Here is a 19,534-nt window from a genome sequence, read left to right on the forward strand (position 1 = left end):
CCCATGCCGACCCGAGACCTCGATGGGTAACGAGTCCGGCGGTTGCCGCCACCGAGCCGGCGGGCCGTCATTCGCCGACGAAGCGGCCGTATTTGCCGCGGGCAAACAACAGCGCTTCGTCCCGGTTGTAGCTATAGGCCTCTACGGCGCCGAGGAAGATGACGTGGTCTCCGCCGTAATAGCGATCGACGGTTCGGCATTGAAAATTCGCAACGCTGCCCGACAGCAGCGGAATGCCGCCGAGACCCGGCGTCCAATCGACCCCTTCGAACTTGCGGCGCGACGACGTCGCAAATCTGACCGCCAGCGCCTGCTGTGAAGCACCGAGTACGTTGACCGCGAAGTGGCTGGCGTTCTGGAATACGCTCATGTTCCGGGAATAGACCACCAGACTCCAGAGCACCAGCGGCGGATTGAGCGAGACCGAGGCGAACGAGTTGCACGTCAGCCCGTATGCCTTTCCGGCATCGTCGGCAGCCGTGATGATGGTGACGCCGGTCGCATAGGTTCCCAGTGCATTGCGGAAGTCGCGCGGATCGAGGGACGACTGGCCGCTCGCCAGTTCATTGGCAGGATCCGGCGCGCCGGGGAATTCAGAATCGTCTGTCATCTGACGACCTCACAGCGTCAGATTTTGAGACGGCAGGCCGAGGGCGACCCGGCCGTAATCCGTGCCCGCCGCATCGAAGCTGAACGCGATATGGGAATTGATCGCGTTCGCATCGCGGAATTGCCGTTGCAGCGGCGCGCCGGAAAACAACCCGCGCGCCCCGCTCGCTGCAAACAGCAACGACACCGCCTCGGTACACAGGTTCACCGCATAGGCGCCATCGCGCCGCCATCCGGTTTTGACCGCCATGTCGGGGACAAGCCCGCGCCGCGCATCACGCATCGCCTTGATGCAGGTCGAGCGCATGATGAGGCGCGCGGCGTCGATCTTTGCGGACGCTTCGGCAATCTTGATCTGCGTGGACTGAAGATCGCCGAGCTTGGCGCCATAGGTGGTTGCGCGGTGGTGTGCGACCTCGATGTAGTCATCGAGGCAGCCCCGGGCGTTACCGAGCGCCACACCGGACAGCACGAAGGGAAACAGCGCAAAGACCGGCAGGGCATAAAGGGGGTTCGGATTCACAACACTCCCGGGCGACGGACCGCCGGCGATGTCCGCCACCGACAGCGTCATCCAACTGTCGACGAAGACATCGTCGACCGCGACGTCGTTCGAGCCCGTTCCTTTCAAGCCGGCGGCCTTCCACATGTCGATGATCCGGTAATCTTTGCGGGGAAGCAGAAAAATCCTGTACTCGATGCCGTCGGCTTCATCATCGGTTGAAACGATCCCGGCGAGCATGTTCCACGCGCAGCAATCCACCCCGGACGAAAACGGCCAGCGGCCTTGCAAGCGGTACCCGTCCTCGACCTTCCTGGCACGGCCGGCAGGAAACACGAAAGACGACGCGGTCAATGCGTTCGCGCCCCTGGTCCAGACCACATCCTGCGCCCGGCTGTCGAACATGCCGAGCATCCAGTGATGACTCGCAAGGTTGGCCAGCGTCCAGGCCGCGGATGCGTCGGCGATGGCAATCGCTTCGGCGAAGTCGACGAGAGCCACATAGTCGAACTCAGAGCCGCCGACCCGCTTCGGCTGCAGTATCCCGAACAAACCGGCCGCCTGAAAATCCGCCTCGGTCTCCGGCGGCAGCCGCCGCAACTCCTCGGTCCTGGCAGCCCGGTCACGCAATTCCGGCACCAACGCCCGGGCTCGCACCATCATGGCGGCATAGGCGTTATCGTTCGGATCAGGGTCTGACGACGGATTCGCAGGCGGGCTGCAACCGATACCTGCCATTTAGCAATCCTCACAGTCAACTGAGCAACCGACCACGTTGCGATGCTGGCCGATCCTATCCGACCCGGCATGATCTAACGGCCCAATGCTAACATTCGCATCCGGTTTCAGCGAGCCTTCTTGCAAATGTTAGAATCGAAGGACCACTCGCAAATAAATATAAGTCGCTAGTGGGTTTTGAATTCGAGCAGCGAGGAGGTGACTCACGCAGCCATCATATCAATAGATATACAAGCAATATCAATGCCATACACATGACACACCCGCGCACGGCACCGGCGACAACAGCCTCCGCGAGGCTGGTTTGCTGCGATTATCGAAGCGGCTAAACTGAAATCCTACGATAGGCGGATTTCCGCCCTCACGCGCATCGCATAGCGGACCAGCGGCGGAAACCGTCACGGCCGGCTTCGCCATTTCCGTTCCGGAAGGCTGCATCGTCAATTCCTGCACTGTTTCGATAGGCAAGAGAGTCATGAAGACAATCCGCGCGGCAATTTTCTTCATCGCCTTTTTATCATGGATGCCGTTGCACGCCGCGACGCCTGCACCCGGTAATGCCGGGAGTGCCAAACCGGCAAGCCCGGCTGCCGCACCTGCGGCGGCCGCGCCGGCTGAAGATCTGCCGTCGGTTCCGGCGCCGCAGTTTCCTCAAGCACAGTCGAAACTCGACGGCTGGAAGCAGACGCTCGATCAGGTCGAGTCGGCGCTGCGCGCCCGCGCCATCGACGATGTCATTTTGAACGATCTCCGGGATCGGGCCGCAGCGGCGCAGAGCCAAGCGCGCGAGCTGATATCGGGAATGACGCCTCCGCTCGAAGCGGCGACCGCGCGGGCTGCCGAACTCGCGCCAAGTCCCGAAGCGACCGCTCCGCCGCCGGACGACGTGAAGCTCGAGCGCGCCAAACTGGTGGCTGAAGTTGCCGCCCGCCAGGGCATCGTTCAGCAGGCCAAGCTCATCAACGTGCGGGCCCAGCAAACAATCGACGCGATCTCCGATCGGCGGCGCGCGATCTTCAACGATTCCGTGCTGCAACGCTCTCCAAGCCTGGTCAGTCCCGCTTTCTGGATCACGGCCGCATCCGCCGTGCCGATTGCCGCCGGCCACCTGGTCGAGCTCCTCTCCAAGTGGGGGCGGGTGCTGGCATCACAACCGCTTCGCGCCGCCTCCGGCTTCGTTATCGCAGCCATCGTGGTGCTCGGCTTCTTCCTGTCACCGGGCCGGCGCTGGTGGTCGCGCTGGACAAAACGCGACCCCGAGATTGCCAATCCCAGCCCGCTGCGGAAGACCGGCTCCGCCGCCGTCATCGTCCTTGCGGACACCGCGCTCACGGCCGTCGCGCTGCTCGTGCTCTACCAGGCGCTCATAATGCTCGGGGTTCTACCCGACGACGTGAGCCCCATCATTCGGGCCTTGTTCCTGGGCATCACCTTCGGCTTCTTCTTTGTCCGCCTGACCATTGCGGTCCTCGCGCCCAGTCGGCCGACGTGGCGTTTGATCGAACTGGACAATGCTGCGGCCGACGGCATGATCTCCTTCTCGGTCCTGCTCGCCATAATCATCGCGGTCGGCGTGGTTGTGGACGCCACAAACCTCGCGATCGGGGCGCCCGTCGAACTTTCGATTGCAAGTCAGGGCATCGTTGCGGTCGTGAAGGCGCTGCTTTATATGGGCGCGCTGCGCGTTGCGGCCGCCACTGAAGCCGACGACGAAACCCCCGCTGCTTCCTCCGCGAAAAAGTCCGCGTGGCGCCTGCTGATTCCGGTTGGCTGGGTGATGGCTACGGCCGCCGTTCTCGCGCCGCTCGGGGGATACGTCGCGTTTGCCCGGTTTGTTACGATTGAAATGGGCGTGGTGATCACCGCGCTTATGAGCTTCGTGCTGCTGAGCCGGTTCGCCGCGGTTCTCATCAATACGACATTTGCCTTTCATGGCGCGATCGGCCGCTTTCTGCGGCAAACCGCGGGCCTCGGGAGCGGCGCGGTCCGGCAGATCGCCGCGGTGCTCGGCGGCCTCATCCAACTGTCCCTGATAGGGCTGACGGCCTTCGTCGTGCTCACGACCTGGGGGATCCGTTCCGACGACGTCGTCACGTCGATGTCTTCGGCATTCTTCAGCTTTCAGATCGGCAATATCACCATTTCGCCGTCCGCGATTCTCGGCGCGGTTGCGGTTCTCATCATCGGGGTCATGGCCACGCGCGCGCTCAAGCGCTGGCTCGAGGAGCGTTTCCTGCCGGAAACCAATCTCGATGTCGGCGTTCGCAGTTCGATCGGCACCGGCGCGGGTTATGCGGGCGTCATTCTCGCCACCCTGATCGCGCTGTCGTATGTCGGTCTCAACCTGCAAAACGTCGCCATCGTCGCCGGTGCGCTGTCGGTCGGCATCGGCTTCGGACTGCAATCCATCATCAACAACTTCGTTTCCGGTCTGATTCTCCTCGTGGAGCGCCCGATCAAGGTCGGGGATCGCATCGAGGTCGGCAGCCGCATGGGCGTCGTCAAACGCATCAACGTGCGCGCCACCGAGATCGCGACCTACGACAACCTCTCGGTGATCGTGCCAAACGCGGAACTGATCAGCGGACAGGTCGTCAACTGGATGCATGGCAGCTATTCGGCCCGTCTGTCGGTGACGGTCGGCACCTCCGGTGATGCAGACCCGGACAAGGTCATCGAAATCCTGCTCGATATCGTCGCGCACCATCCACGCGCGCTGAAGTCACCCGAGCCGTTTGCCATTCTCGGCAATTTCGCCGCCGACGGGCTGGAGTTCATGGTGTTCTTTCACGTCGCGCATATCGGCATCGACGCCGGAGCCGCCAATGAGGTCAGGCTCGAGATCCTCAAACGCTTCCGCAAGGAGGGAATCGACCTTCCAAACCCTCAACGGGACCTGCATGTACGGGATCTCGATCGCATCGAAGCTCTGGTGCGCGAACTGGTCCGCCCCGAACGCTCCAGCCCATCATAGCGCCGGATTCGGCACCCGCATCCAAGGGCGAAGCTGACGGCACGGTCGAACTTCTCGCGCCCGGATCGCTCCCCAATCACGGCAAAATGATCGTGGGCGAACGCCGCCAACTCTCCTCCGAACAGGTCAGCGTATCCACGGCCGCGCGCGTTGTTGAGGAGAACCGCAAGGAAGAGCCGCCTTTCTGGCGAACCGCTCCGCGGGTCGGATTCAAACCGACCGCGCTCAAGAAAGCTGACGCTCGATATAGAATGATGTATAGTTTCAATCTCCAGATTCCATCGGGCATGACATGCAGGCCTCTTCCAACAGATCACTACCCTCATTGAGCTTGCGGATCGATCTCGACGCGAAAGGCCGTATTGGACCGGGCAAAATCGCGTTGCTCGAGAGCATACAGGCTTGCGGCTCGATCTCGGCCGCCGGGCGCGCCATGAACATGTCCTACAAGCGCGCCTGGGATCTCGTCGATGAAATAAACCGCATCTGCCGCCAGGCGGCGGTGGCGCGGCAGACCGGCGGCAAGAATGGCGGCGGCGCGGTCCTGACCCCATTCGGCATCTCCCTGGTCGCGCGTTATCGCAAGATCGAGCGCGATGCCGCCAGCGCGGCCCGCAAGGACCTTGAAGCGCTGCGAAACGATATCAAGCACGCAAAGAGAAGCGCGGAACGATAGCAAGCCCACGCCCGGCAAGACTGGGCGGCCGCCTTTGCCGCTGCCCCACCGCTCACGCCCTTACTTTCATAGCCCGAGGCGCCCCGCTCTGGCTTTATCGTTTCATTCGTGATATATGATTAAATATATCGACTAAAGGCCGGGGATCACGGCAAGCGCTGCCGCGCTGTTGAATGGAGGCGGACCATGTTCGACGCCCAATGCGACCTTGCCGCTTTGGTTTATACGCAAGACCAGGACCCCGACCAGATCCTGCATGAATTCGCCTCCGGTCTGAACGCAAACGGCCACCGGGCCGTGGGCATCGTTCAGCTGGGCCGCCACTACCCCGATGCGAGCCTGTCAGCAACGCTGGTGCCTACCGGCGAGCAACTTCGGCTGTTTCAGGATATGGACGCCTGTTCGGGGTGCCGGCTCGACCTCGGACAGTTGACCGGCGCCGGCGAACGGATTGCAAGGACCCTCGACGAGGGTGCGGACATCCTGATCGTCAACCGCTTTGGCCGGCAGGAGCGCGAGGGCAAGGGCCTTGCCCATCTGGTCGAGTACGCACTCGGCGCCGATATTCCGGTCGTGATCGCGGTGCCGAGCCACCATTTTGCGGACTGGATCACATTCGCCGGCGGCATGACCGTCAAATTGCATTGCGACCGCGAATCGCTGGATGCGTGGTGGAGCCTCGTGTCGGCCCGTGCCGGCAGCCTGCGCCGACCCGATCATTTGACGGTGTGCGAAGTTATCAAATAGGTTGCTCGTTCCGGAAAGCCACTGGCCTGCCGACGTCGTGTTTGTCAGTCGGAACCGCTTGTCTACCCGCATGACGTTTGACACAACAGTCGCGTTTCATCGGTAGATGCCGGATGCCGGACCTCGTGATCGCAGTGGATGTCGGATCGAGCAGCGCACGCGCCGGCGTGTTCGACAAGCGCGGTGTTCTGCTTGCGCGCGCCGAAGCTCCGTTCGCGACCGCACACCCTGAACCCGGTCATGCCGAACACAGCTCGGATGAAATCTGGACGGCGGTCTGCCAGGCTGTGCGCGGAGCCATTACGGCCGGACACATCGCTGCCGAAGCGGTCAAGGGCATCGCCTTCGACGCCACCTGCTCGCTCGTCACCCTTGACCGCGCCGGCCGGCCGGTCACAGCCTCTCTGACCGGCGAGGATCGCTGGAACGTGATCATGTGGGCCGATCATCGGGCCACCGCGGAAGCCGACGAGATCACCGCCACCCGCCATCGCGTGCTCGATCACGTCGGCAATGTGATGTCGCCGGAAATGGAAATCCCGAAGCTGCTCTGGCTGAAGCGGCATTGCCCCGATGCCTGGCACCGCTACGGGCTTATGCTCGACCTCACCGACTTCCTGACCTGGAAGGCGACCGGCCGCGCCGCGGTCTCCACCTGCACGGTAACATGCAAATGGACCTATCTCGCCCACGAGAAGCCGGGTTGGCAAAGCGATTTCCTGTCGCGCGTCGGGCTCGATGATTTGCAGGATCGGGCATCGCTTCCCGCCTCGACATTGCCGATCGGAACAAGCGCCGGCCCGCTGACTGCCGAAAGCGCCGGCCAGCTTGGCCTGCCGCGCGACTGCGTTGTCGGCGTCGGCGCGATCGATGCCCATGCCGGCGGCATCGGCGTGCTCGGCGGGCTCGACGCAACCGGCCTCAACGAGACTCTCGCCATGATCGCCGGCACCTCCTCGTGTCACATGGCGGCCTCGCCCGACCCCAGGCAAATTCCCGGCCTATGGGGCCCCTATTACGACGCGATGCTACCTGGCCACTGGCTGAACGAAGGCGGTCAATCGGCCACCGGCTCGTTGCTCGATCACATTCTCGACCTCCACGCCGAGGGACAATCGCTTGGCGCGGATCGGCACGCGGTGATCGCGGCGCGGATCGAGGCCGCGCTCGCCGCCGACGGATTCGCATTCGTCGACGACCTGCATGTGCTGCCGGACTTTCACGGAAACCGCTCCCCGCTCGCCGATCCCGATTCGGTCGGCGTGATCCACGGGCTGCGTCTCGATGCCTCGGCCCATTCGCTGACCCGGCTTTATTTCGCGACCGCTGTGGGCATCGCGCTGGGAACGCGGCACATCATCGATGCGCTGAACGACGCCGGCTACGCCATCGCGCATATCCGCTTGACCGGAGGCCATGCTGCGAGCCAGCTGCTGGTCCAGCTCTACGCCGACGCCACCGATGTCGCGGTATCGCTGCCCGAACAACCCGACGGGGTGCTGCTGGGAACCGCATGTGTCGCCGCCGCCGGCTGTGGGCTTTATCCGTCGGTCACGGCGGCGGCTGCGGCGATGACCCGGATCGGCCGAACCGTGCAGCCAGCCGCTGCGGCGCGCGATTTTTTCGACCGGCGTTACCGCGCGTTTCTATTGATGCACGAGCATCGCCGGGCGGTATCGCGGCTCGCTTGATGGGAGGCAACGGGCCGGCAGAGCCACATTCGTTTTCAGCCTAATCTTGGCCGTCATGCGCGGGCTTGACCCGCGCATCCATCTTCTTTCGAAAATGATGGATTGCCGGGTCAAGCCCGGCAATGACAGTGATCGAGATGTTTCATTCAAACACGAAGCCATCTAAGCGAAGCGATTCCATTGTTCCAGCTATTTGCTGCCATGACGCACTGAAATGCCCGATCGTCTCTAGCGCTGCAACCGGACGCCGAGCATCACCACGGTCGACGCCGAACTCGCGCCGGAAATGTTCGAGGCCAGAATATCGCGGCGCACCTGGGCCTTGATCTGGAATTCGCGGGTCAGCTTGTAAACGAGATCGCCGGAAAGCGAGTAGATCTCGTCGGAGCGGCTGGAGCCCTGATAATCCCGCGTACCATAGGTGAACCTGCCGATCGCGGTCAGCCAGCGGCGGAAATCGTGATCGACCTCGAAGGTATAGGTACGCGTCAGCACCCCGGAGACGCCGGCCAGCGTAGATTCATCGACCGAGGTGACGGAGATGAACTTCGCCGTGGTCAGCGGCGTCGCCGACCATATCAGGGATGCGTCGGTGAGCAGTCCGGTCAACTGGTTGAGGCGCGGGTCTGCATAGCTCCGCGCGGCATAGCCGATGGAGGCTTCGCCGGTCAGCAGCCGCGTCAGCTCAAAACTGCTCCCGACCTTGGCGTAGCCGCCGTTGGAGTCGCGCTGGAAGCCGTTGCGATCGAACCGCGTGTCGTGGACGCGCGTGTCCGCCTCGACCTCGCCGAACGGCTTGACGCCGGGCAGCAGTTCGTAGCTCGCGCGCGCCACGGCGCCATACTGGTTGAAGTCGCGATCGTCGTTGGACGTCGATGTGCCATCCGTCAATCGCGAATTCTGATAGGTGGTGCGGTCTGCGGTCCCGTTCAGCGAGAGTTGCAGCCGGTTGAAGTCGTGCTCGATGCCGGCGGTCCCGCCGGTGGTCGCATAGAGCGGATACCTCTCGAGGCCGGCCTGGATATTGGGGCTGCCGGGATTGTCGGTACCGATCCGCAACCGCAGCTCCGAATTGATGCGGGTGTCGTGCGTAACGTCGAGACGTCCATCGACCCTGCCGGTGAAATCCGGCCGATCCACGTTCGTCGGTACCGGCGACACGATCGGCTGACCTGCACTGTCGATATCAGGCGGAAATGTTTTGCCATACCCGGTAAACGATCCGCGCAGATCGACGAGGAGGGCGTGGCGCTCCCAGTCGGATGCGGCGACGAACTCGGGCGATACCATATAAAACGCCGAACCCTTGGGGTTACGGAACCGGCCGGGATTGGTGTCGTAGCCGCCCCACAACTCGACCGCTGACTTGACGAGGAAGCTGCCGACATAATTGCCCACGGCGCCGAACGGATCGTCATCCCGCTTCAGGCGGCGGCGCGCGGGCTGTCCCTCCACCCTCCCCGCCATCGCGGGTGCGATCGAAGCAGTGTTCGCGGTCGATGACGGCGGGACCGACAACGGCGGTGGCGGCGGAGCGGCGACGAAGTTGCCCGGCCCCGGCGGCCGTTTCGGTTTGGTCGCGCCGGGATAGGGCCTCGGCTTCTTGCGCCGGCGATTGAGCGAATCGTAACCGGTGTCGCCCGCACCTGTCGCCGCGGGCACGCCATAGGTGGGGATACTGCCGATGCGCGACGGGGCTATTGTCGACGAGGGCGGCGCGGCATCGTCACCGTCGCCGGCATCGCTGATCCGGCGCAGGCCAGAATCCTGCGGCTGAAAAAATCCGCCACGGGCCGGATTCATGAGATCGCGGGTGAGTGTTTGCGCTTCGGCGGCCGAGCATCCCGGAGCTATGAGGGCAAGGCAGGCCAAAACCGCGCGCCACGTTAATGCGCGCTGCCGGCGGCCCGTCGCTGGACCCCAAGTCACGATCAAAATAACTCCAACAATAACATATATTTACAAAAGTTCGCCGGAGGCGCGGCGGACCTTATCGTTAATGGAGTTAAAACAATTATGGTTAATGGGCCGTTGAGATTGCGACAGCCTGCATCGCATCGCACAAGCAGCCGTGCTAAGCACGGTCAATAGACCGGAACGGCGCTTCTCCGTCCCATTACGGAACCAGGCATGACCTCATTAAAATCACGGACGGTCGCCATGACCGATCAGGCCAACGCGGCCATCGAGTCCGCGTTGCGAACATTCGAGGCGGAGGCTGGCGGCGTGACTGCGCTCGCCGCGTCGCTCAAATCCGATCTCGGCCCCGCATTCGCCGCTGCCGCCGACATGATCCGCAAAGCCAAAGGGCGGCTGATCGTCACCGGCCTCGGCAAGTCCGGCCATATCGGCCGCAAGATCGCGGCGACCTTCGCATCGACCGGGACGCCGGCCTTCTTCGTTCATGCAGCGGAAGCCAGTCACGGCGATCTCGGCATGATCACCGCCGACGACGTCATTATGGCGTTGTCCTGGTCCGGCGAGCAGCCGGAGATGAAAAACCTCATCACCTATGCCAAGCGCTTTCGTATCGCCCTGATCGCCATGACCGCCGAGCGCGACTCCACTCTGGGCAAAGCCGCCGATGTCGTGCTGGTGCAGCCCAGGGCGCGCGAAGCCTGCCCGCACAACCTCGCGCCGACGACGTCCTCGCTGATGCAACTCGCGCTGGGCGATGCGCTCGCCATCGCGCTGCTGGAGGGCCGCGGCTTCACCTCGGTCGACTTCAGCGTTCTACATCCGGGCGGAAAACTCGGCGCGCTGCTGAAATACACTCGTGACCTGATGCACAGCGGCGACGCCATCCCGCTGAGACCGCTCGGCACCAAAATGTCCGATGCGCTGGTCGAGATGACATCGAAGGGGTTCGGTTGCGTCGGCGTCATCGACGGCCACGGACACCTCGTCGGCATCGTCACCGACGGCGATCTGCGCCGTCACATGCGCCCCGACCTGATGACCGTCCGCGTCGACGATGTCATGACCAAAAACCCGAAGACGATCGGACGCGACCTTCTGGCGGGCGAGGTACTGGAAATCCTCAACTCGTCGAAGATCACCGCACTGATCGTGACCGACGGGAAAAAGCCGGTCGGCATCGTGCATCTGCACGACCTGCTGCGCGCAGGCGTAGCCTAGCAGGCTGTTGAAGAAGTCTCTGGCGCAGCGGTTCTGGGCATGATTCTCTTGATGCGGATGCGTCGAGGGGGGAGCGATGCGGGGAAGCGACGAACGGTCAGGCTCGCTGTTCAGCTATGTGGACTTGGAGGCTCGGATTCGCTCCGACCATCCGCTGCGAACGATCCGACAGATCGCGAACGCGGCGTTGAATGATCTGTCGAGGGACTTTGACAAGCTCTACACGGCGTTCGGCCGTCCCTCGATCGCACCGGAGAAGCTGCTTCGGGCAATGCTGCTGCAGGCATTCTACGGGATCCGCTCGGAACGGCAGTTGATGGAGCGGCTGGAGTTCGACCTGCTGTTGCGCTGGTTCGTGGGCTTGGGCGTGGACGACCCGGTGTGGGACCACTCGACCTTCTCGAAGAACCGCGACCGATTGCTTGAAGGTGAGATCGCCGCGAAGTTCTTGAACGCGCTGATGGGGCAGCACCAGGTCAAGCGGCTGTTATCAAGCGAGCATTTTTCGGTCGACGGCACGCTGATCGAGGCGTGGGCATCGATCAAGAGCTTCCGGCGCAAGGACGGCGGTGACCAGGACAGTGATGGACCGGGACGCAACGCCGAGCGCAGTTTCCACAACGAGAAGCGCTGCAACGAGACGCATCAGAGCACGACCGATCCCGAGGCACGGCTCTATAAGAAGGGCGGCGGCCAGCCGGCGAAGCTTTGCTACATCGGCCATGCCCTGATGGAGAACCGCAACGGACTGGCGGTGCTGGGTGGCGTGAGCCGGGCGACCGGAACGGCGGAGCGGGATCAGGCGTTGGCGCTGATCGACTGCCACCGCGGCCAAAGCGAGCGGCGGATCACGCTGGGCGCCGACAAGGCCTATGACGTCACCGCATTCGTCGAGGACTTAAGACGGCGTTCGGTCACGCCGCACATCGCCATCGACGGGCATTTGAGCAAGACCGGAAAGCCGCGCAAGACCGCGATCGACCAGAGGACTCTCCGTCATGCCGGATATGCCGTCAGCCAACGCTGTCGCAAGCGCATCGAGGAGGTGTTCGGCTGGATCAAGGCCTCCGCCGGACTTGCCAAGATCAAGCTGCGAGGCCGCGACCGCGTCAACGCCACCTTCACCCTGGCGCTGGCGGCCTACAACCTGATCCGCTTGCCCAAACTCCTGGCAGCCGCCGCGTGAAACACAAGTCGTGCACCGTCAAGATGCTCGATCAGGACCCTGATGGTGGCGCCGCCCGCAGATCACGCTGACTCCATTCCATATCCGTCTCCGTGGGAAACTTCTTCAACAGCCTGCTAGAGCGTTTTCGAGCGAAGCATGTCCTCGGGCTTGACCCGGAGATGGATACCGGTTCGCGTGAAGAAAACGCATCAAATCAAAATCATAGATCCCGCTTCTGATTCCATCAGAAGCGAAAAGGCTCCAGACTAAATCCAGCCCTGAAGCTCGCGCAGCACCAGCTTCCGGATCACGTCCATGCCGGAATCGCTGTCGTTCAGGCAGGGAATCGCGCTGAACTCCTCGCCGCCGTTGTGGCGAAAGATCTCCGCATTCTCCTGCGCGATTTCCTCCAGCGTCTCCAGACAATCAGCAGAGAATCCGGGCGTGACGACGGCCAGACGCTTCACGCCGTCCTTCGCCAGTTTCTCGACGGTCTTGTCGGTGTAAGGCTGCAGCCACTGATCAAAGCCGAAGCGCGACTGGAACGTCAGCATCAATTTCGACGCATCAAGCCCCATCCGCTTGCGCAGGGCTTCGGTGGTCGCTGCGCATTGCGCCTGATAAGGATCGCCCTTGTCGATATATGCCTGCGGCATGCCGTGGAATGACGCCATGATGATTTCGGGCGTGAACGAGAGCGAGGCGAGATGCCTCTCGATCGAAACCGCCAGCGCGTCGATATAATCGGGATCGTCGTAGTATGGCGGCGTCACCCGCAGCGTCGGCTGCGCGCGCATCTCGCCGAGCACGCGAAATGCTTCGTCGCACACCGTGGCGGAGGTAGCCGCCGAATATTGCGGATAGAGCGGCACCACCAGCAGCCTGTCGCAGCCCTGTGCCGTCAGCGCCGCGATGCGCGAGCGCATCGACGGATTGCCGTAGCGCATCGCCCAATCGACGACGACATGGCCGTGATCGGCAATGGCAGCCGCGAGCTTGTCCGACTGCGCACGCGTGATGGTCTTGAGGGGCGACTCGTTCTGCTCGGTGTTCCATATCTTCAGGTAGTCGCGCGCCTTGCGGCGCGGGCGGGTATTCAGAATGACGCCGTTCAGCGCCAGCTTCCAGACCAGGCCCTGCTTCTCGATGACGCGCGGATCGGACAGGAATTCCTTCAGATAGACCCGCAAGCCGCGGGCATCGGCCGTATCGGGGGTGCCGAGATTGACCAGCAAAACGCCGACGCGTTCGCGCGACGCACCCGCCGGGCTCCGGCCCCTGCCGATAGGTATAACGACTGTCATACCGTCTGGATTCGCGCGCCGGCCCGTTCTTGTCAAGCCCGCGTATCTGCCGATACTGTTGCTGCGTTGACCGCGGAGGGGGTTTGCCATGACGGTCGCCGAATGGTGTGTCTTCGGGGCGGTCATTCTGTACCTGCTGACGATCGTGCCGTTCAAGGCGCTGGGGTCTCCCCGCTTCGACAACGCCCGCCCGCGCGATCCCGGATTCTACGAGGAACCGCTGCGCGCCCGCGCGCTTGGGGCGCACCTGAACGGCATCGAGGCCTTTCCGTTTTTCGCGGCGGCCGTGCTGCTTGCGGAATTCCGCGTCTCGCCCCAGCATCTGATCGACGAGCTGGCGATCCTGTTCCTGATCGTGCGCGCCGCCTATGTTTTGACCTATCTCGGCGACCGGCCGACGCTGCGATCGATCCTCTGGAGCATCGGCTTTGCGATCAACACCGCAATTTTCTTCCTGCCGGCGATCCGGCACTGGCTGCCTTAAGAGGCCGGCTTAAACGCGATCAATGAAACCAACTATCGTGCCGGGACTGGTCGAATTCCAGAACGAAGCGCCCTACGCCGCCTGCGGCTCTTCGACGAGCCCGCGACGGCGCAACAGCGCCTCCGGTTCCGGCTTGCGGCCGCGGAACGCGACGTAGGCTTCTTCCGGATCGCGCGAACCGCCGGACGAATAGATGTCATCGTGCAGCCGCTTCGCGGTGGCCGGGTCGAAGATGTCGCCGCTCTCCTCGAAGGCGCCGAAGGCATCGGCGTCCATCACTTCCGACCACATGTAGCTGTAGTAGCCGGCGGCATAATGGTCGCCGGAGAAGATGTGGCCGAACTGGGTCGGCCGGTGCCGCAGCGAAATCTCGGCGGGCATGCCGATCTTCTCCAGTTCAGTACGCTCGAAAGCCCTGACATCGCGAACCTCTGAGGCCGGCTGGCTGTGGAACTCCAGGTCGATCAGCGCCGAGGCGACGAATTCGACGGTGGCGAAGCCCTGGTTGAATTGCCGCGCCGCGAGGAAGCGCGTGAGCAGATCGTCCGGCAGCGGCTCGCCGGTCTGGTAGTGCTTTGCGAATTGCCGCAGAACCTGCGGCTGTTCCTGCCAGTGCTCGTAGAGTTGCGAAGGCAGTTCGACGAAATCGGTAAACACGCTGGTGCCCGACAGCGACGGATAGGTCACGTTGGACGCCATGCCGTGCAAACCATGACCAAACTCATGAAACAGGGTGCGCGCATCGTCCGGCGACAGCAGCGCGGGCTGGCCCTCCGCGCCCTTGGCGAAGTTGCAGACGTTCACGACCTGCGGCGCGACCTCGCCGTCGAGCTTCTGCTGGTCGCGCAGCGATGTCATCCACGCGCCGGACCGCTTCGAGGCGCGAGCGAAGTAATCCCCGTAGAACAGCGCCCGATGCTTGCCCGAGGCATCCTTCACCTCCCACACCCGAACGTCCGGATGCCAGACCGGGATGTCCTTGCGCTCGGAGAAGGTGAGCCCGAACAGCCGATGCGCGCAGTCGAAGGCAGCGGCAATCATGCCCTCCAGCGTCAGATATGGCTTGATCGCGGCGTCGTCGAAATCGGCGCGGACATGCCGCAGCTTTTCGGCGTAGTAACGCCAGTCCCACGGCGCGAGGGTGAAGTTGCCGCCCTCCTCGGCGATCAGGGCCTGCAAGGCATCGCGGTCGGCGAGCGCCCGCGCACGGGCCGGCTTCCAGACCCGCTCCAGCAGGTCGCGGGCGGCTTGCGGCGTCCTGGCCATGGAGTCCTCAAGCCGGTAGACGGCGAAGGTCGGGTAGCCCAGGAGTTTTGCGCTTTCCTCGCGCAGCGCGAGGATCTCCACGATGGTCGCGTTGTTGTCGTTGGCGTTGCCGTTGTCGCCGCGCGCGGTGAAGGCCTTGTAGACCTTCTCGCGCAGATCGCGACGGTGTGAGCTCTTGAGGAACGGCTCCATCGAGGAGCGCGAGGTGGTTACGATCGCCTTGCCGGGCAGCCCGCGCTCCTCGGCCGCGGCGCGCGCGGCCGCGACGAAGCTACCCGGAAGTCCGTCAAGATCGCCCTCGCCGAGTTCCAGGAACCATTCCTGCTCGTCGCCGAGCAGATGGTGGCTGAAGCTGGTGCCGAGATGGGCCAGCCGCTCGTTGATCTCGGCCATCCTCGTCTTCGCGGTATCGTCGAGCCCAGCGCCGGCCCGGTGGAAGCGGGTGTAGGTGCGTTCCAGCAGGCGCAACTGTTCGGACGTCAGTCCGAGCGTGACGCGATTCTCGTGAAGCTGCGCGATGCGGCCGAACAGCACCGCGTTCATCAGGATCGGGTTCCAGTGCCGCGCCATCCGCAAGGAGACATCCTTGTCGATCTCGAGCAGCGCCGGATTGGAGTGCGCCGACACCAGGTCGTAGAACACCGCCGACACCTTCGCGAGCAACTTGCCGGAGCGTTCCAGCGCGGTGATGGTGTTGGCGAAGTCCGGCGCCGAGGGATCGTGAGTGATGGCGGCGACCTCGGCGGCATGGTCGGTGAACGCCTGTTCGAAGGCCGGCAGGAAGTGTTCCGGCGCGATCTCGCCGAACGGCGGGGTCTGGAAGGGCGTTTGCCACGGCTTCAGCAACGGGTTGTCCAGGTCGGAGGCGGATGGCGGCGATTGAGGCGTGTCTGACATGGGGGTCCTGCTTTTGCCCGTTGCTGCACATTTCTGCCGCTACCCGGAAGACATCAAAGCTATAACACCCGGCGGGGCTTTTTAAGGCCTTTGGCGCTTGCCGTGGCCGGCATTTTCGGAGAGATTGCCACCCGCAACGGGATTTCTTGACATGAGTTCGCAACCTACCCCTTCCGCCCCGCGCCGGATCGTCTGGTCCAGCGTCGTCACCGTCATCTCGGCGGCGATCCTGATCGGCGCGGAAGTTTTCGGTGCCGCCTTCGCTGGCGGCTGGGCGCTCGCCATCCTGTTCGGGCTCAGCGTAACGGAGGCGCACATCCTCCAGGCGGTGCTGTTCGCGATCGGCGTGTTCGTGATGATCAACTTCATCCGCGCCGCCCAGCGCGTCGAACCCTTCGTCCGGCGCGCGTGACGGAAACCGCTGCGGCACAGGGCTAACCTTGCTTCCTGTGTGCCAAGCTCACTTGTCGTTTCATTAAACAACTTGAACATCCGTTCATCCTCGGCGCGCGCTTGCGCGTCATATCGACCGCAGCGTGGGGAAACCGCGTCGCGCTCCCAAGAAAATTGTTGCGAAGCCGGATCAAAACACTTATGTCCGCTCCTGCCCAATTTCGCACGTGCCTGTGGTCGTGTGTCAGTCGGTGGGTATCCGGACAAGAGGCCGGACAGCCGCCAAGGGTGAAGCAGCCGAGGGTCGCTCAGGTCGGTCGGATCGATCGGAACTGAGAGGCCAGCATCTCTCTCCAGGGATGCCGTTGAAGGCACTTCGCTCCTTGCAACCGTGACTGGCAGCCGGAGGCGAACCGGCGCACCCCGCTCTCAACGGGGGACGCGACTTAAAGCAACGACGGATCGGGCTTTTTTGGTCTCTACCGGCCTTCCACCGCCGGCGCGGGCTACTGAAAAGGCTTGTCCTTCATTGCCAGGTGTGCGGGCGGGATTATCCCAACCAATCCACGGCAGCACAACTCGGTACTGAGTTCGAGGCTTTGTCGCGTCTCCATCGTGCGGCATCGCCAGAGCGCTCATGTCCGAGAACAATTTTTTGAACGGATCCCATCGCTGGGCCGTTCGGGAGAGTGCTATGACCGAACGCATTCAGGAATTCCTGCGCAACCGCCGCAGCGAAGGCAACGACACCGAGCCCTGCCTCGTGGTCGATCTCGACGTCGTGCGCGACAACTACCAGACCTTTGCGAAGGCGTTGCCCGATTCGCGCGTGTTCTACGCGGTGAAGGCCAACCCGGCGCCCGAGGTGCTGAGCCTGCTGGCCTCGCTCGGCTCGTGCTTCGACACCGCGACCGTCGCCGAGATCGAAATGGCGCTGGCCGCCGGTGCGACGCCGGACCGCGTCTCCTTCGGCAACACCATCAAGAAGGAGCGCGACATCGCGCGTGCCTACGCGCTCGGTATTCGCCTGTTCGCAGTGGATTGCACCGCCGAGGTCGAGAAGATCGCACGCGCCGCTCCCGGTGCGAAGGTGTTCTGCCGCATCCTGTACGATTGCGCCGGTGCCGAGTGGCCGCTGTCGCGCAAGTTCGGCTGCGACCCGGAAATGGCGGTCGATGTGCTCGACCTCGCCAAGCGCCTGAGCCTCGAGCCGGTCGGCATCTCGTTCCATGTCGGCTCGCAGCAACGCAAGGTGAAGGCGTGGGACCGTGCGCTGGCGATGGTCTCGCAAGTATTCCGTGACTGCGCCGAGCGCGGGATCAACCTGACCATGGTCAACATGGGCGGCGGCTTCCCGACCAAGTACCTCAGGGACGTTCCGCCGGTCGTGCAGTACGGCCGGTCGATCTTCCGCGCGCTGCGCAAGCACTTCGGCAACCAGATCCCGGAGACCATCATCGAGCCGGGCCGCGGCATGGTCGGCAACGCCGGCGTGATCGAGACGGAAGTCGTTCTGATCTCCAGAAAGAGCGACGACGACGAGAACCGCTGGGTCTATCTCGACATCGGCAAGTTCAGCGGCCTTGCCGAAACCATGGACGAGTCGATCCGCTACGCCATCAGGACACCGCATGACGGCGCCGAGATGACGCCGTGCGTGCTGGCGGGTCCGACCTGCGACTCGGCCGACGTGCTCTACGAGAAGCAGCCGTATCCGCTGCCGGTGACGCTCGAGATCGGCGACAAGCTGCTGATAGAGGGCACCGGCGCCTATACGTCGACCTACTCGTCAGTGGCCTTCAACGGCATCCCGCCGCTGAAGACGTATCACATCTGATCACTTCACCTCTCTCTCCCCGTTTGCGGGAGGGAGAGGTAGCCCCGGACTAAACCACCCCTTCCTGGCAACACGCGGGGCGGCCCTTGCGGCCGTTCGCGTGGGGACTGACGCGCCATGACCGCTGTTTGGAAAACGACCGCTCCCCTCTCATCCGGCGCCACCCCGTTCGCGATCCGCGCGGAACGTGTCTCCGACGTCGCCGCGCGCGAAGCGCTGCTGGATGCGAGCTTCGGCGACGGCAGGCACGCGCGAACCTGCCAGCGTTTGCGCGACGGACGGAAACCGGCCGAAGGCCTCGCCCTGGCGGCGGTGGGCAACGGCAACCTGATCGGGACCGTGCGGCTGTGGCACGTCAGTGCCGGCGGCATCCCGGCGCTGGTGCTGGGGCCACTCGCGGTCGATGCACCATGCCGCAAGCTTGGCGTCGGCGCCGCATTGATGAAGCGCGCGCTCGATATTGCGCAGGCGCACCGCCATGGCGCGGTGATCCTGCTCGGCGATGCGCCGTATTATTCACGCTTCGGCTTCTCGGCGCTCAGAACAGGCAGCCTATCCCTGCCCGGCCCGTTCGAACGCGACCGGCTGCTGGCGGTCGAACTGCGCGCGGGCGAACTTGAAGATGCCTCGGGCCTGATCGTGCCGACCGGTGCCTTGGCACCGGCAGCGAAAGGACACGGCGAGCGGACAATCCGCTGGCCGATGCCGCACGCGGCGTGAACGACATCAGCCGATAACAACGCCGGAGACGCCGAGATCCGGCGGGCGTCGCGTTGACAACCATAGCTCGCGCCAAAATGCCGCAGCGAACGGAGCCATTCACAGCGAGCGGAGCCATGGATTTGATATTCGTGACCACTTCACCGCAAGTTTGACCCCAACCGTCGCAAACGCGTATGCCGACGACGCATGCGGATGTCGGAACCGAGCTGCTGGAGCATTGACTTCCGCGCGGATCACCCTACCTTGAGATGATGATGTCGAACGTTTGCAATAACCGTTTGTTGCTGCGCGCCGGTCACCTTCAAGCAGGAAGGTGACCCGGACGGACGCGCATCCGTGCCGTCCGGGATATATCAAGTTCGACTGCATTCCCAACTGACCACTTCT

15 protein-coding genes are annotated in these 19,534 nt (G+C 63.4%); 10 read left to right on the top strand and 5 right to left on the bottom strand.

The features are described 5' to 3' along the window. Window positions 1-67: 67 nt before the first annotated feature. Window positions 68-610: a flavin reductase family protein gene (locus NHAM_RS17480; protein ID WP_011511787.1), complete on the bottom strand. Its 543-nt coding sequence runs from the start codon at window positions 608-610 to the stop codon at window positions 68-70. Between the two features lie 9 nt (window positions 611-619). Then, window positions 620-1,849, bottom strand: coding sequence for an acyl-CoA dehydrogenase family protein (locus tag NHAM_RS17485; protein ID WP_011511788.1), 1,230 nt, complete (start codon window positions 1,847-1,849; stop codon window positions 620-622). Between the two features lie 475 nt (window positions 1,850-2,324). Here NHAM_RS17485 and NHAM_RS17490 point away from each other — a divergent pair, with 475 nt between their 5' ends. From NHAM_RS17490 to NHAM_RS17505, 4 genes are all read left to right on the top strand, one after another. Then, window positions 2,325-4,823, top strand: a complete 2,499-nt coding sequence (locus NHAM_RS17490) for a DUF3772 domain-containing protein (protein WP_011511789.1) — start codon at window positions 2,325-2,327, stop codon at window positions 4,821-4,823. A 292-nt stretch (window positions 4,824-5,115) separates the two neighbouring features. After that, window positions 5,116-5,499, top strand: coding sequence for a winged helix-turn-helix domain-containing protein (locus NHAM_RS17495; protein ID WP_041358314.1), 384 nt, complete (start codon window positions 5,116-5,118; stop codon window positions 5,497-5,499). Window positions 5,500-5,685: 186 nt separating this feature from the next. Continuing rightward, window positions 5,686-6,246 carry a DUF2478 domain-containing protein gene (locus tag NHAM_RS17500; protein ID WP_011511792.1) on the top strand — a complete coding sequence of 187 codons (561 nt, stop codon included), beginning with the start codon at window positions 5,686-5,688 and terminating at the stop codon, window positions 6,244-6,246. 113 nt (window positions 6,247-6,359) lie between these two features. Continuing rightward, window positions 6,360-7,937 carry an FGGY-family carbohydrate kinase gene (locus tag NHAM_RS17505; RefSeq protein WP_011511793.1) on the top strand — a complete coding sequence of 526 codons (1,578 nt, stop codon included), beginning with the start codon at window positions 6,360-6,362 and terminating at the stop codon, window positions 7,935-7,937. A gap of 228 nt (window positions 7,938-8,165) precedes the next feature. Here the strand turns inward: NHAM_RS17505 and NHAM_RS17510 are convergent, their stop codons facing one another. Continuing rightward, window positions 8,166-9,866: an outer membrane beta-barrel protein gene (locus NHAM_RS17510; RefSeq protein ID WP_011511794.1), complete on the bottom strand. Its 1,701-nt coding sequence runs from the start codon at window positions 9,864-9,866 to the stop codon at window positions 8,166-8,168. A gap of 201 nt (window positions 9,867-10,067) precedes the next feature. Between NHAM_RS17510 and NHAM_RS17515 the strand changes: the two genes are divergently transcribed. Together NHAM_RS17515 and NHAM_RS17520 are read left to right on the top strand one after the other, a co-directional pair. Beyond that, window positions 10,068-11,075, top strand: a complete 1,008-nt coding sequence (locus NHAM_RS17515; protein ID WP_041358315.1) for a KpsF/GutQ family sugar-phosphate isomerase — start codon at window positions 10,068-10,070, stop codon at window positions 11,073-11,075. A gap of 76 nt (window positions 11,076-11,151) precedes the next feature. After that, the gene (locus NHAM_RS17520; RefSeq protein WP_011509106.1) at window positions 11,152-12,261 is read left to right on the top strand and encodes an IS5-like element ISNha7 family transposase; all 1,110 of its coding nucleotides are present in this window, start codon (window positions 11,152-11,154) and stop codon (window positions 12,259-12,261) included. Window positions 12,262-12,509: 248 nt separating this feature from the next. Here the strand turns inward: NHAM_RS17520 and hemH are convergent, their stop codons facing one another. Continuing rightward, window positions 12,510-13,547 carry a ferrochelatase gene (gene hemH / locus NHAM_RS17525; RefSeq protein WP_011511796.1) on the bottom strand — a complete coding sequence of 346 codons (1,038 nt, stop codon included), beginning with the start codon at window positions 13,545-13,547 and terminating at the stop codon, window positions 12,510-12,512. Window positions 13,548-13,635: 88 nt separating this feature from the next. Between hemH and NHAM_RS17530 the strand changes: the two genes are divergently transcribed. Then, the gene (locus NHAM_RS17530) at window positions 13,636-14,031 is read left to right on the top strand and encodes an MAPEG family protein (RefSeq protein ID WP_011511797.1); all 396 of its coding nucleotides are present in this window, start codon (window positions 13,636-13,638) and stop codon (window positions 14,029-14,031) included. Between the two features lie 72 nt (window positions 14,032-14,103). On the opposite strand, the gene NHAM_RS17535 is transcribed toward NHAM_RS17530, so the two are convergent. Then, window positions 14,104-16,194 carry a M3 family metallopeptidase gene (locus tag NHAM_RS17535; protein ID WP_011511798.1) on the bottom strand — a complete coding sequence of 697 codons (2,091 nt, stop codon included), beginning with the start codon at window positions 16,192-16,194 and terminating at the stop codon, window positions 14,104-14,106. Between the two features lie 151 nt (window positions 16,195-16,345). On the opposite strand from NHAM_RS17535, the gene NHAM_RS17540 reads away from it, so the two are divergent. From NHAM_RS17540 to NHAM_RS17550, 3 genes are all read left to right on the top strand, one after another. Further along, entirely contained in the window at window positions 16,346-16,606 is a 261-nt protein-coding gene (locus NHAM_RS17540; RefSeq protein ID WP_011511799.1) for a hypothetical protein, read from the top strand. Between the two features lie 675 nt (window positions 16,607-17,281). Further along, window positions 17,282-18,424: a type III PLP-dependent enzyme gene (locus NHAM_RS17545; RefSeq protein WP_011511800.1), complete on the top strand. Its 1,143-nt coding sequence runs from the start codon at window positions 17,282-17,284 to the stop codon at window positions 18,422-18,424. Between the two features lie 117 nt (window positions 18,425-18,541). Then, window positions 18,542-19,144, top strand: a complete 603-nt coding sequence (locus tag NHAM_RS17550; RefSeq protein ID WP_011511801.1) for a GNAT family N-acetyltransferase — start codon at window positions 18,542-18,544, stop codon at window positions 19,142-19,144. The last annotated feature ends 390 nt before the right edge of the window (window positions 19,145-19,534 follow it).

It is taken from the genome of Nitrobacter hamburgensis X14 (assembly GCF_000013885.1).
Classification (GTDB): Bacteria; Pseudomonadota; Alphaproteobacteria; order Rhizobiales; family Xanthobacteraceae; genus Nitrobacter; species Nitrobacter hamburgensis.

Excerpts from the sequence above, each read along its gene's own strand:
- NHAM_RS17480 (WP_011511787.1), bottom strand. The coding sequence starts at position 610 with ATGACAGACGATTCTGAATTCCCCGGCGCGCCGGATCCTGCCAATGAA.
- NHAM_RS17485 (WP_011511788.1), bottom strand. The coding sequence starts at position 1,849 with ATGGCAGGTATCGGTTGCAGCCCGCCTGCGAATCCGTCGTCAGACCCT.
- NHAM_RS17490 (WP_011511789.1), top strand. The coding sequence starts at position 2,325 with ATGAAGACAATCCGCGCGGCAATTTTCTTCATCGCCTTTTTATCATGG.
- NHAM_RS17495 (WP_041358314.1), top strand. The coding sequence starts at position 5,116 with ATGCAGGCCTCTTCCAACAGATCACTACCCTCATTGAGCTTGCGGATC.
- NHAM_RS17500 (WP_011511792.1), top strand. The coding sequence starts at position 5,686 with ATGTTCGACGCCCAATGCGACCTTGCCGCTTTGGTTTATACGCAAGAC.
- NHAM_RS17505 (WP_011511793.1), top strand. The coding sequence starts at position 6,360 with ATGCCGGACCTCGTGATCGCAGTGGATGTCGGATCGAGCAGCGCACGC.
- NHAM_RS17515 (WP_041358315.1), top strand. The coding sequence starts at position 10,068 with ATGACCTCATTAAAATCACGGACGGTCGCCATGACCGATCAGGCCAAC.
- NHAM_RS17520 (WP_011509106.1), top strand. The coding sequence starts at position 11,152 with ATGCGGGGAAGCGACGAACGGTCAGGCTCGCTGTTCAGCTATGTGGAC.
- hemH (WP_011511796.1), bottom strand. The coding sequence starts at position 13,547 with ATGACAGTCGTTATACCTATCGGCAGGGGCCGGAGCCCGGCGGGTGCG.
- NHAM_RS17530 (WP_011511797.1), top strand. The coding sequence starts at position 13,636 with ATGACGGTCGCCGAATGGTGTGTCTTCGGGGCGGTCATTCTGTACCTG.
- NHAM_RS17535 (WP_011511798.1), bottom strand. The coding sequence starts at position 16,194 with ATGTCAGACACGCCTCAATCGCCGCCATCCGCCTCCGACCTGGACAAC.
- NHAM_RS17540 (WP_011511799.1), top strand. The coding sequence starts at position 16,346 with ATGAGTTCGCAACCTACCCCTTCCGCCCCGCGCCGGATCGTCTGGTCC.
- NHAM_RS17545 (WP_011511800.1), top strand. The coding sequence starts at position 17,282 with ATGACCGAACGCATTCAGGAATTCCTGCGCAACCGCCGCAGCGAAGGC.
- NHAM_RS17550 (WP_011511801.1), top strand. The coding sequence starts at position 18,542 with ATGACCGCTGTTTGGAAAACGACCGCTCCCCTCTCATCCGGCGCCACC.